Source organism: Sphingomonas sp. S6 (assembly GCF_043498045.1).
GTDB lineage: Bacteria > Pseudomonadota > Alphaproteobacteria > Sphingomonadales > Sphingomonadaceae > Sphingomonas.
Window position 1 is genome coordinate 1 of sequence record NZ_JBIEOE010000015.1, and the last position, 12446, is coordinate 12446.

General features: G+C 65.1%; 11 protein-coding genes and 1 pseudogene. 9 read left to right on the top strand and 3 right to left on the bottom strand.

The genetic code is table 11. The features are described 5' to 3' along the window. Positions 1-308 precede the first annotated feature (308 nt). The 3 genes and pseudogenes from ACGVWT_RS16160 to ACGVWT_RS16170 all read left to right on the top strand — a co-directional run bounded on the left by ACGVWT_RS16160 (position 309) and on the right by ACGVWT_RS16170 (position 2497). The gene (locus tag ACGVWT_RS16160) at positions 309-1211 is read left to right on the top strand and encodes a hypothetical protein (RefSeq protein WP_315462571.1); all 903 of its coding nucleotides are present in this window, start codon (positions 309-311) and stop codon (positions 1209-1211) included. 260 nt (positions 1212-1471) lie between these two features. Beyond that, positions 1472-2227, top strand: a pseudogene (locus tag ACGVWT_RS16165) (OB-fold nucleic acid binding domain-containing protein); the annotation flags it as partial. 18 nt (positions 2228-2245) lie between these two features. Beyond that, positions 2246-2497, top strand: a complete 252-nt coding sequence (locus ACGVWT_RS16170; protein WP_315462570.1) for a hypothetical protein — start codon at positions 2246-2248, stop codon at positions 2495-2497. 63 nt (positions 2498-2560) lie between these two features. Here the strand turns inward: ACGVWT_RS16170 and ACGVWT_RS16175 are convergent, their stop codons facing one another. Continuing rightward, the gene (locus ACGVWT_RS16175) at positions 2561-3817 is read right to left on the bottom strand and encodes an MFS transporter (protein WP_315462569.1); all 1257 of its coding nucleotides are present in this window, start codon (positions 3815-3817) and stop codon (positions 2561-2563) included. A 201-nt stretch (positions 3818-4018) separates the two neighbouring features. On the opposite strand from ACGVWT_RS16175, the gene ACGVWT_RS16180 reads away from it, so the two are divergent. Further along, positions 4019-5038, top strand: a complete 1020-nt coding sequence (locus tag ACGVWT_RS16180; protein ID WP_394427261.1) for an SDR family oxidoreductase — start codon at positions 4019-4021, stop codon at positions 5036-5038. Next, positions 5035-6060 carry a patatin-like phospholipase family protein gene (locus tag ACGVWT_RS16185; protein WP_315462567.1) on the top strand — a complete coding sequence of 342 codons (1026 nt, stop codon included), beginning with the start codon at positions 5035-5037 and terminating at the stop codon, positions 6058-6060. The genes ACGVWT_RS16180 and ACGVWT_RS16185 overlap by 4 nt, the downstream gene beginning before the upstream one ends. 71 nt (positions 6061-6131) lie before the next feature. Here ACGVWT_RS16185 and ACGVWT_RS16190 read toward each other — a convergent pair whose 3' ends face one another. Both ACGVWT_RS16190 and ACGVWT_RS16195 read right to left on the bottom strand, forming a co-directional pair. Further along, on the bottom strand, positions 6132-7166 hold the full coding sequence (locus ACGVWT_RS16190) for an ATP-dependent DNA ligase (RefSeq protein ID WP_315462566.1): 1035 nt from the start codon (positions 7164-7166) through the stop codon (positions 6132-6134). An 88-nt stretch (positions 7167-7254) separates the two neighbouring features. Further along, positions 7255-7995 carry a DUF72 domain-containing protein gene (locus tag ACGVWT_RS16195; protein WP_315462565.1) on the bottom strand — a complete coding sequence of 247 codons (741 nt, stop codon included), beginning with the start codon at positions 7993-7995 and terminating at the stop codon, positions 7255-7257. A 119-nt stretch (positions 7996-8114) separates the two neighbouring features. On the opposite strand from ACGVWT_RS16195, the gene ACGVWT_RS16200 reads away from it, so the two are divergent. The 4 genes from ACGVWT_RS16200 (at position 8115) to ACGVWT_RS16215 (ending at position 12380) form a co-directional block, all read left to right on the top strand. Further along, complete coding sequence (locus ACGVWT_RS16200; protein WP_315462564.1) at positions 8115-8306, top strand: DUF3606 domain-containing protein; 192 nt, start codon at positions 8115-8117, stop codon at positions 8304-8306. Positions 8307-8379: 73 nt separating this feature from the next. Then, positions 8380-10263: a DNA ligase D gene (gene ligD, locus ACGVWT_RS16205; protein ID WP_394427267.1), complete on the top strand. Its 1884-nt coding sequence runs from the start codon at positions 8380-8382 to the stop codon at positions 10261-10263. A gap of 6 nt (positions 10264-10269) precedes the next feature. Continuing rightward, positions 10270-11097 carry an exodeoxyribonuclease III gene (gene xth, locus ACGVWT_RS16210; protein ID WP_315462563.1) on the top strand — a complete coding sequence of 276 codons (828 nt, stop codon included), beginning with the start codon at positions 10270-10272 and terminating at the stop codon, positions 11095-11097. Then, positions 11094-12380, top strand: coding sequence for a glycoside hydrolase family 130 protein (locus ACGVWT_RS16215; protein WP_315462562.1), 1287 nt, complete (start codon positions 11094-11096; stop codon positions 12378-12380). The genes xth and ACGVWT_RS16215 overlap by 4 nt, the downstream gene beginning before the upstream one ends. Positions 12381-12446 lie beyond the last annotated feature (66 nt).

Consider the following 12446-nt stretch of genomic DNA (forward strand, 5'->3'; position numbering starts at 1 on the left):
CGACCGGCACGAACGAAATAACAACAGACGTAGCCAGCACGGCCCTGTCTCCGGGGGGGCGACATCATCTCGGAACGAAGGGGCGCAATCATCTCGGAAACGAGGGGCGGCTTCATCGGAATCGGCAATCTGCCCTTGTGCCTCGCGCACACGCGTACGCACGTACTCACGTGTGCGCCTACTCGCGCGCGCTTGCGCGCCTGCGCAAAGCGGCAGTGCTGCAACGTTTGGGTCCCCCTCTGGTGGCGCCCGGATCGGTCATAGCCGGCGCCGACGCTCAAGGCCGAGCGTCGTCAGGAGATAAGGCGATGAACGATACACCCAACAATTCGACCGCCCCCGTAGAGGCGCACATCATCGAAATGATGGGAGAGTTGGTGGCCCTGGCAAGGGTCAATCCGCGCGCGATCGAGACCATAGCCCGGCTCTACGATGATGATGAGACGCGTGACAGGTTCGCCCGCAAGATGCTATCGATCTTGCCGGCTGTCATCGATGCAGACGGTATGTTGCAATGGCTAGATGGCGGCGTGCTTCCGCCGACGCCGGTGCGACTTGCTGATCCCGACAAGGGAAGGTCAAAGGGTGCTCGCGGCGCTGAGCAGGCAGCACGCAAGCGGCACTATGCCGCGGTCGCTGAGCGCGCAGCGGCGCAGGCGAAGCACGAGACCGCGATCAAAGCTGAAACGGATAGCGCGGAGACCTTGAGACGGGCAGAATCGCACCTGCGGCTAGTGACCTTCGGCCGCTTCTACAATGCGTTCGGGGAACAGCTCGCTATGGCTGGGTACCTCGGTCCTGTCTGGACGATCCTGCGTTCGATAAGCAGTCACCTTCAAACCGATGTTGTCTGGGAAAACAGTCTCACCGTCGATCGCCGCGAGGCGATCGCAAATCATCGTCGCGAGCGGCGGGAGGGCCGAACCGAGATGCTCGACCTTCTTGATCGCTACTGCGGCGACGAGGAGCTCGAAATCGAATTGTACATCGCGATCATCGGCGTCCTGCGCCGGTTTCACCGCGAGGTTGAGCAGGAGCTTGAGCGCGCGAAATACGGCGGTGGCAAGCTCAGCGAGCGGGCAAAGCGCCCTCGGCGGACGCATGAGCAATGGCGCACAAGCGTCCACCCGCGAGGCAAGCTGACTGACCGCCACGCGGTGCTTGAAGGTCTTCAGGGCGGCCCTGATCCGGCGGCCATAGATAGGAACTGATGAAGAGGGCGAACGGCAGCTGGCCGGCTTCACGATGCCAGCTGCCAGCGGCGGCGACGGACGGAGCACGATGACTGACAAGCCCCACCTCAGTCATCTGCCCCGTCAGGCTTGCACACTGCAACTCAGGCTCCTCGTAGACGTCGTCGAAGAGGTGCCATGAAGGCCGGCGCCGTCGTGCGACCGGCTCTGTAACTCGGGCTTCGCAAAGATCTGATCGCCTGCCCCGCGCATACGAGGCCAGTCTGGCGCGGCTACACCGCGCCGCGATCGAGCTGCTCGCCGAAGCCGATGTGTTCCGCACGCTCGGCGAGGACCGCCGGCAGGGCCTGTGGAAGGTCAAGGGGCTGGGCGATGCGCCGCTGCCGCTCTTCGCGGCTGCCGACGCGCAGGAAGCGGTGTTCAGCCCTGAGGGGCTGGAGCCCGACGTTTCTCTCCGCCCGCTGTCCGACGGACGCGAGGTGGTGGAGGATTATCGCGCGCTCCAGCTATCGCTCCGCGCGCACCCCCTCGCCTTCCTGCGGCAGGAATTCACCCGCCGCGGCATCACCCGCTGCGCCGACCTCGCCCACATCAGGGACGGCCTCCATGTCGAGGTCGCCGGGATCATCCTTGTCCGTCAGAAGCCGGGCAGCGCGAAAGGCGTGCTGTTCATCACCATCGAGGACGAGACCGGCATCGCCAACGGCATCCTCTGGCCCGACCGGTTCGAGGCGCAGCGCCGCGCCGTCATGTCGGCGGCGATGATCGGGATGAAGGGCCGGGTGCAGAAGGAGGGACAGGTGATCCACGTCATCTGCGACCGGATCATCGACCATGGCCCGCTCCTCGCCCAGGTCGGTCAGATGGACTTTCCGCATGCCACCGGCCGCGGCGACGGCGCACGTCATGCCGGCAGCCCCGACCGCGGCGACGCCGGCTGGCGTCCCGGCCCGCGCGACAGCTACTGGCCGCCCCACGCCAACGGCATGGACCCGGAGACGGTCGTGCGGATCAAGTCCCGCGACTTCCACTGATCGGCCGATCGACCGGCCATGTCACGCCACCAGCGGATCATCATCGACCTATCCCTCCACATCCTGCGCGCCGCCGCCGCTCGCTCGGGAAAAGGCAACGTCGACACGATCGAGGTCCGCCTCGCGCTGCGCTGCCTGATCGCGCATTGCCCGGAGCGCTGGCCGCTCGACATGTTCTGGAACTCGGCCGGCACCGATCACGATATCGGCCGCGCGCAGGGCTGCACCGCGGCATTAAATGGCATCATGCGGCAGCTCGGGCTCAAATAGGCCGAATGACCCAGAAGCGGTCATTCGGACTTGATCTTCGGCTTCCAACATACGGACGTTCATTCAGGCGCTACGACGCCTAGGCTCGGTTAGAAACAAGAGGAGCGCGGCTGTGATCAGCGCGGCTCCAAGGGCCACTGTCGCCGTCCAGCCCCCTTTGTCGAAGCTCAAGGTGGCGAGCGTAGATCCGAGCGCTCCAGCCAGAAAAACAACCGTCATGTAGACGGCATTGATGCGCCCCCGTGCCTCGGGCAGGATGGAGAACAGCACCCGTTGACCCAGCACCTGGTTCATCTGGGTTGCGGCATCGAGCAGCACGGCCGCCGCAGCCAGCAGGATCAGCGCATGGGCCGCTGCCGCCCAGCCGGCGACGAGGAAGGCTGCAATGGCCGCAGCGAGCGCCGCCGCGGTGCCTGCCCGTATATGGCCGCGATCACCTAGTCTTCCGGCGAACGGGGCCGCGAGCGCGCCTCCAGCGCCAGCGAGCGCGAACAGCGCAATGCCTCCTTGACCAAGGCCGAAGCGCATTGCGAGCAGCAACGGCACCGCCGTCCAAAACAGGTTGAACGCCGCGAACATGATCGCCTGATAGGCAGTTCGTCGTCGGATCGCGGCGGTCTTTGACAAGAGTGACAGGCTCGACAGCAAAAGCTGTCGGTAACGCATATCGGGCGCAGGGCGCCGCTCCGGCACAAAGCGAAGGATGAGCAGGGCCACCGCGGCCATAGCGATTGCCGACACGCCGAATATCGCGCGCCAGCCGGCCACGGCGGCTAGCCCGTTCGCCAGAGGCCGGGCTAGCATGATACCACCGATCAATCCGCCCATTATGTTGCCAATGACGCGGCCGCGGCTGTGCTCTGGGGCTAGGTGGGCGGCGAGCGGCACCATGATCTGCGCGCCGACCGAGCAAAAGCCAGTCAGGAAAGAGAACAAGAGGAAGCTCGACGCACCCGCCGCCATCCAGGTGCCGATCTGGCCGAGGCATGCACCCGTGGTCAGCAGCAGGATCAGCCGCTTGTTCTCGAACCGGTCCGCCAGCGACACGACGAAGAACAAGCCGGCGCCATACCCGAGCTGGGGTAACGTGACCACCAGGCCGGCAACGCCGCCGTGCAGACCTAAGGCGGGGCTGATCTCGCCGATCAGCGCCTGCGCGAAATAGAGGTTCGCGACCATCAGGCCACACGCGATCGAGAAGACGGCGGTAAGCTCAGGGCTTATCGCCCTTGGATTGGTTCTGCTATCCATTGGCAACTGCTTACCGCCTCGCTCTAGCGGCGTCGCCTCCTCGCTACGTCGTGACGCAACCTCGGTCATTCGCTGCCTCTCGTCTCCTTTCCGGAAGCGGACGCTCGTTCATCGCGCTTGCAGTCCGAGTTTCGATGCTCCGGTGACGCTCACGGTCAATCAGGCGCCCAGCGAGGCGTGCACAATGGGCCGCCTCGCGGTGTCGATCACCGTACGCGTGCGTTGAGGCGTCAACTCAACCGGATTGTCCGGGCTGTGCGAACGGGATGGATGATGACGAAGAGACTGAAACCGCTGCGCGAGCAGGTCATCGTGGTGACGGGTGCGACAAGCGGGAACGGCTTGGCGACCGTGGAGGGAGCGATCACGCAGGGAGCGGCCGTCGTTGCCGTCGCCCGGAACGCAGCCGCGCTCGAGACATTGCGGCATCGTCTTGCAGCCAGCGGCGGCCGTATCGCCACCTGCATCGCCGACGTAAGCGACGCTGCTGCGGTGGACGGGATCGTCGATGCCGCGACCGAGGCGTTCGGCGGCTTCGACAGCTGGGTCAACAATGCGGGCGTCGGGACCTACGGTACGCTCGAGCAGGTGCCGGTTGCGGATCATCGCCGGGTGTTCGACGTGAACTACTTCGGTACCCTTTACGGCTCCCTTGCAGCCGCGCGCCACCTCCGTGCACGCGGAGCCGGTGCCATCATCAACGTCGGCTCCATCCTCGGTGACCGCTCAATCGTGCAGCAGGGGCCGTATTGCGCGACCAAGCACGCGGTGCAGGCGCTGACCGAAACCTTGCGGATGGAGCTCGAACGCGGCAAGACAGGCATCTCGGTCACCCTCATCAAGCCGGGTGCGATCGACACGCCCTTCCCGGAACATGCGCGCAACTTCATGAATGAACCTGCGCGGCTGCCGCCGCCTCTCTACGCTCCGAGCGTCGTGGCCGACGCTATCCTATTCGCCTGCGCTCATCCCCGGCGGACCCTATACTCGGGAGGCGGCGGACTGCTATCGTCGATGCTGGGGCAGATGGCGCCCCGGCTCACCGATGTCATCATGGAGATGACGGGTACGACGGTGCAGCAGAAGCCCGATGATGCGGGGGATGCGACGCGCCGGGACAACCTGCACCATCCCCGCACGGATGCTCGACGCAGCAGCCAGAAGGTCCACGCGCGTCGATCCAGCATCGCGCTGCAGATCCAGAAGGCGCCTTCTCCGCTGCTCGCGCTCGCTGTCCTCGGCGGCGGCGCAACCGCCGTTCACAGCCTATGGTCGAGTAGGCGCCGATGACGGGGATGGCCGACGCGGAGCATGCCGTCCGAGACTTCGACGTCGTGCTTGTGCTCAGCGGTGGCAACGCGCTGGGCGCCTTCCAGGCCGGGGTCTACGAGGCGCTCCATACGAACGGGCTGCAGCCAGACTGGATCATCGGTGCCTCGATCGGTGCCGTCAACGGAGCGCTGATCGCCGGCTCTCCGCCGGAGGGCAGGATCGAAGCGCTTCGCTCTTTCTGGCGGCCGCACGTAGTCGGACCGACGAACGTGGCGTATCCGTGGTTATCCCCGAGCATGGAGACCACTCGTCGATCAGCGGCCGCGGCGTGGACGGCGATCGCAGGACGAGCGGGCAGCTTCGGTCCCGTGATGTCGGCGATGATGCCGTGGTCGGACGACCGACCGTCTGTATTCGAGACGGAGCAGCTTGCCACCACCCTCGACGGCGCTGTCGACTTCGCCAGGCTGAATGGCGGCTCCTGTCGTTTCACGGCAACGGCCGTCGACCTCGAAACGGGTGACGACGTCGTCTTCGACACCGCTTCTCACGCCATCGGGCCGCACCACATACGTGCCAGTGCCGCCCTCCCAGTCCTCTTTCCCCCGGTCGAGATCGACGGCAGATGGCTTGTCGATGGCGGCCTTTCGGCCAACCTGCCGCTTGATCCGGTGCTGTCCGACCCGTCGACCCGTCCGACGCTCTGCATCGCCGTGGACCTTCTTCCGCTCGGCGAACGGCTGCCCACGACGCTCGGTGAAGCGGCAAGTCGGATGCAGGATCTCATCTTCGCCGCGCAGTCACGGCGTGCAATGGCGCGGTGGCGGGAGGAGTACGATAAGCGGCAGGATCGTGCCGTTTCGCTGATCAGGCTAGCCTACGATCAGCAGGATGACGAGGTTGCCGGGAAAGCGCTCGACTTTTCCGGACCGACGGTCGCGCGACGCTGGGAAGCTGGCCATGCGGCAGGAACGCGCCTAGTCGAAAGGCAGAAGCAGGGTGCACTGGAGATCGGCAGGGTGGGGTTGTCGATCGTCTAAACCCGACGCGCGAGCCGATGTGACATCCTCAGGTGTGCTAGGTCCTACGAAGCTGGCAGCATGGATGGGACTTACTTCGGCCTTCGAGGCGCATGACCCATCGTTGCTAGCTCCGCCGAGCGCACTTCGTGGATCATCTGTTCCATGCGGCACTGACCAGGAGCCTTGTCCTGCCGCCATCTCAGCAGCCGAGTGCCATGCCGGAACCGGTCGCCGGTGACCTGATCATAGAGCACCTCGACGACCAGCTCGCTCCTCAGCGGCTCCCATTCGCTTTCCTTGCCGTCGTTCCACCTGCTGGGTCCGCCGGGTGCCTTGCCCGTGAAGCCCGGTGCTTCGATGAGCGGCTCCAGCCGTCGAAGCATGTCGAGACGCTCGCCCGCGGCGATGCCGGAGGTGAAGCCGACATGGTTGAGGAGGCCGGCGTCATCGTAGAGGCCCAGCAGCAGCGACGCGACGCCTTCGCCCTCCTTGACGCGGCGGAAGCCGCCGACGACGCAGTCCGCGGTGCGATGCTGCTTCACCTTCAGCATGGCCCGTTCGCCGGATCGGTACGGCTCGTCGATCCGCTTCGCGACGACACCGTCCAGCGCTCCGCCACCCAGTGAGAGCCATTCCTTGGCGACGGAGATGTCGGACGTTCGGTCCGACAGCAGCATGGATGGGCCGCCGTGGGAGCGATGGAATGCTTCGAGAAGGAACCTGCGCTCACCGAGTGGGCGTTCGAGCAGTTCCTCGCCATCAACCATCAGGCAGTCGAACAGCATGACCTGGGCCGGCGTCTCGCGCGAAAGCCGCTCGATGCGGCTGGCAGCGGGGTGGAGGCGGGCCTGCAGCGCATCGAACGAAAGCACGTCGCCGATCGGCAGGATGAGCTCACCATCGAGCACGAACGCCGGGCAGTCGACCTGCCGGATTACCCTCACGACATCGGGAAAGTAGCGGCTCAGAGGCTTGCCGGACTTCGACATGATCTCGACCTCGTCACCCTGCCGGAAGATCAGGGCGCGAAAGCCGTCCCACTTGGGTTCGAACTGCCAGCCTTCGTCGTCCGGCAAGTCGGATACCTGCTTCGCCTCCATCGGGGAGAGATCGGTCGCCAGCATGCTGCTCTCCATCGGGCTGGGCTGCGGTTCGTCCTATGAACGTCCGACGCGTGCGCCCGTTCACGGCGTCGGCGCTATGCGGTTGAGCTCAGCTTTCTAGGGACGAAGGCTCGAGCAGCTTGATCAGGTTCAGCGCATCGCCGAGCGCTGCGGACGAGGCCGTGTTGTCGAAGATGCACCATGTGGGGCGCCCCGCTGCGAGATCCTCCTCGATCTCGTTCGCGTATGATCGCAGACGCTCCTCCCCATAAGCCGATCGATACATGACGGGTGAGCCATGCATCCTGCGATAGGTCAGCCCGCGCCACCCGCCAGGTCGTGCGGCGTCGGGCACCCTGGCGGGATCCGCCGCGACGCGCGCGACCTCGTGGCCGACGAGGAGCGCATCGGCCTCATGCGTGAACCAGCTCGCATGGCGAGGCTCGCAGGCGATCCGGGCATCGGTGAGCGACGATGCCGCGGCGAGGAAAGAGGATACGACCGGGGCATCGAACGGGAAGCTCGGCGGCAGCTGCAGGAGGATCACTGAGAGCTTGCCACCGAGACCGCTTGCCTCACCCAAGAAGCGACCAAGCGCGTCGGTCGCATCCACTAATCTCCGGACATGACTGATCTCCTTCGGGATCTTGGCCGAGAAACGAAATCCGTCGGGTACCGACGCGGCCCAGCGCTCCCAGGTGCTTCGCCGATGCGGCCTATGGAACGAGGAGTTGACCTCAAGGCAAGGCATCACCGCAGCGTAGCGCTGCAGCGCTGTCCCATCCTCCGGAAACGAGGACCTGTCGGCAGCCGGGATCGCCCAGCCGGCGGTTCCAATCAGCGGCGGCATGGGCCACCTACCCAGCACGAGCTAAACCGTTCCACGATCAGGGTTTTCGGTGCGCTTGAGCCGCATCGTTTCGGAACCAGTTCGAACGATCGTCGCTTTTACGATCAAGGAGAAGATCCATGGCTGACGACAAGAGCAAGCGCGGAGCCAACGATCGTGCGCGGGTTGCTGGCGGTGAGGGCTACGAGGTGAACTACTTCGCCCGGAAGCACGACATCACCAGGCAGCAGGCGGAAGACCTCATCAAGAAGGTGGGTAACAGCCGCGAGAAGCTCAACGAGGCTGCCGCGAAGCTCAAGAAGGCCAAGTGACCGAGGTTCGCCCCCGAGCCGGCCGGCCCGGTCGCCGGCACCTCGCACGTAGCGTATTGTGAACGCTGATCACATGGCACGGAGGTCTACCAGCTCCGATGAGACGGCAGGTTCACGAGGACAAACCGCCGGCGCTGCGTCGTCAGCGCCCCCGTTCCAGCCGGTCCAGCTCGCTACGCTGGTTGATCGGGTGCCCGAAGGAAACCGTTGGCTGCACGAGCTCAAGTTCGACGGCTATCGGTGCCTGATAAGCGTTGGCGGCGGGCCGTCGCACGCGTTCACGCGATCCGGCCTCGACTGGACGGACAAGTTCAAGCCGATCGTGGGGGCGGCCGAGAGCCTCCCGTCGAGCTCGGCGCTGATCGACGGCGAGGTCGTCGTGATCGATGCCGATGGCCGTACGAACTTCCAGGCGTTGCAATCCGCCATCAAGGCTGAGCCGGGCCGGCTCGAATTCTACGCGTTCGATCTCCTCAGCCTCGATGGCGAGGATCTGACGAGCCTGCCGCTAGTCGAGCGAAAGAAGCGCTTGGTGAAGCTGCTCGAGGGGAGCGCTGGTCCGATCCACTATTCAGACCACATCGTCGGCAAGGGCGAGGCCTTGTTCGAGAAGTTCTGTGGAGCCGGCCTCGAAGGCGTCATCTCCAAGCGAGCCGATGCGCCCTACGTCGGTACACGCGCCGGCACATGGCTCAAGACGAAGTGCATCAAGCGGCAGGAGTTCGTGATCGTCGGCTGGACTTCCTCGGACAAGGGCCGCGGCTTCCGCTCGCTGCTGCTCGGCGTCCATGAGGACGGCAGCCTTCGCTATGCAGGGAAGGTCGGCACCGGCTTCAACAACGACGAGATCCTGAAGCTCGGCGAGCTGATGGAGCCGCTCGCCAGTGAGGGCGCTCCAGTGAAAGCTCCGCGCGCGGCGGTGAAGGGCGCGCACTGGATCAGACCCACGCTGGTGGCCGAGATTGCCTACACCGAGATGACGAAGGACGGCACGCTGCGCCACCCGAGCTATCTCGGGCTGCGCGCCGACAAAAAGGCAGAGGCCGTGGTGCTCGAAACCGAGGCGCCTGTCGCGAGCGCGGCCGCCGATGTCACATCAAGCGTCGTGATCACCAACCGCGACCGCGTCATCGATCCCGAGGGCGGCGTCACCAAGGGGCAGCTCGCCGACCACTACGCCGCCGTTGCCCCGCTCATGCTGCCTTGGGTGGGCAGCAGGCCGATCAGCCTTGTCCGCTGCCCGCAAGGGCGGGCGAAGAAGTGCTTCTTCCAGAAACACGACGCCGGCACCTTCGGGGCGAACGTGCATCATGTCGCGATCCTGGAGAAAGACGGCCATGAAGAGCCGTACCTCTACGTCGACACGCCAGATGGCCTGCTCACCTGCGTGCAAATGGGGACGATCGAGTTCCACGGCTGGGGGTCCCGCATCGAGGACGTGGAGAGGGCGGACCGGCTCGTCTTCGACCTGGACCCGGACGAGGGCCTCGACTTCGAAGCCGTGCGACGTGCCGCGTTCCAGTTCCGTGACATCCTCAAGCAGATCGGCCTGACGACCTTCCCGATGGTCACCGGCGGCAAGGGCGTGCACGTGATCGCTCCGCTCACCCCGAGGGCCGAATGGCCGGAGGTGAAGGACTTCGCGCACCGCCTGGCGATGGCGGTCGCGCAGAGCGATCCCGACAACTTCACCGCCGCCTTGCCGAAGGCACAGCGCAAGGGCCGGATCTTCGTCGACTACCTCCGCAACCAGCGTGGCGCGACGGCCGTCATGCCCTACGCCGTTCGCGCGCGCGCCGGCGCTCCTGTCGCCGTGCCGATTACCTGGAAGGAGATGGAAACCATTGACAAGCCGGCGCACTGGCACGTCGGCCACGCCGCCGAGCTGGTGAAGCGTGCAGGCTCGAAGTCGCTCGTCGGCTGGGGGCGTGCCGACCAGGTTCTCCCGGATCTCTAGTCGCCTATGAAGATTGCAACCTACAACGTGAACGGGGTCAACGGGCGTCTGCCCGTCCTGTTAAGATGGCTTGAGGAAGAACAGCCGGACATCGTCTGCCTGCAAGAGTTGAAGGCGCCGCAGGAGAAGTTCCCGGCGACCGTCATCCGCGACCTCGGCTACGACGCAATCTGGCACGGCCAGAAGAGCTGGAACGGTGTCGCCATTCTTAGCCGAGTCGGCGACATCCACGAGACGCGGCGGGGCCTGCCGGACGATCCCGACCCGACGCAGAGCCGCTACATCGAGGCGGCGGTGAACGGCATCATCATCGGCGGCCTCTACCTCCCGAACGGCAATCCGCGGCCCGGCCCGAAGTTCGACTACAAACTCGTGTGGTTCGAGAAGCTCATAGCGCACGCGGCGACGCTGCTGGAGAGCGGCCTGCCGGTGGTACTAGCCGGTGACTTCAACGTCATGCCGACGGAAGCCGACGTCTACAAACCGGAACGCTGGCTGGATGACGCCCTGTTCGCCCCCGAAGTCCGGGCACTCTACGCGCGGCTGGTGGAACAGGGATGGACGGACTCGCTGCGCAAGCTGCATCCAGACGAGACAATCTACACGTTCTGGGACTACTTCCGGAACGCCTTTGGTCGAAATGCCGGCCTCCGTATCGACCATCTGCTCCTCAGCCCCCCGCTTGCCGATCGCCTGGTGGACGCACAGGTGGACCGGCAGGTGCGCGGGTGGGAGAAGACCAGCGACCATGCGCCGACATGGATAAGGCTTGCGGCGGAGCAGCAGCCCAGGAGGCGGAGCCGTTCGCCGCGGCGGAATAAGGAACACGAATGACTGACCGCGCTCATGTGAATTTCTATGACGTCGTTCTGAAACCTGACCCCTCCCGCACAGTGGTACGACCATTCGAGCCAGGATATCCGAAGGGCTTCGACGGTGGTCGCACGCGGACAGACGAGACGGTCGAGATGATCCGCAACCTCGACGAGGAGGAGCTTAATCGGCAGCTTGTCGGGGTCACCGCATCGCTCGACGAGAACCACCGCGACGTGGACGCGACCCTCATGCGCCGGTTCGGCGAGATCGCCGACCGCATCCCTGATCCGGAGAGCCTGTCGCCTGAACAGCAGCGCCTCATTGGCGCCTACTTCAGCCAGGAATACGCCTACGAGGCCGCGGCGCTCTTCAACCCGAGCGCCGTCCCGCACCCCGATCAAACGGGCCTGCCGGACGGTACGGTGCGCCTCGTGCTCTCGCTACGCGGCGTCGGTGAGGGCCACGTGTCCTCGGTTACCTCCCGGACGGGTGTCTGGACGCCGGGCGGCGATCTTACGATCGATGATCCGGGTTCAACGTCTGTACCGCCGATCATAGTGCCTCGCGGCGATGACGACGGCGCGGTCCATCTTGACTGCGGTGGATCACGGAGCATTTCCGAAACCGTGCTCTTCCCGACGCTGCCGAGCCAGCGCCAGGGCATCGAGGACATGCGCCTCGTGCGCTTCGTCGAGGACGACGGGGAAGTGACCTATTACGGCACCTACACCGCGTTCAGCGGCGCAGAAGCCAGGTCCGAGCTGCTCTCGACTGCGGATTTCAAGTCGTTCGAGATGCGGGCGCTTACCGGCGACGTCGCGAGTGCCAAGGGCATGGCGCTCTTCCCCCGCCGCATAGACGGCCGCTACGTGACGCTGGGGCGGCAGGACAACAAAAACATCTGGCTGAACGTCTCGAAGGACCTCCTCCACTGGACCGGCGGCTCGAAGCTGATCGAGCCACGCTATCCGTGGGAGTTTGTGCAGATGGGCAATTGCGGCTCGCCGATCGAGATCGACGAGGGCTGGCTCGTGCTCACCCACGGCGTCGGCACGGTCCGCAACTACTGCATCGGTGCATGTCTTCTCGATAGGCGTGATCCCTCGAAACTGCTGGCACGTACGCCGCGGCCGGTTCTCGCGCCGAGTCCGCATGAGCGGGACGGATACGTGCCCAACGTCGTCTACAGCTGCGGCGCGCTGCTCAGCGGACGCACGATGCTGCTGCCCTACGCAGTCGCCGACAGCTTCTCGGCGTTCGGCTCTCTTTCAATCGATAATCTACTCGCATGCATGGAGTAGAAGCTGATGCATCCGTGGAAACGCCTCAGCACTTTCAAGCGGAGAGACCCACATGCGGCCATCCAG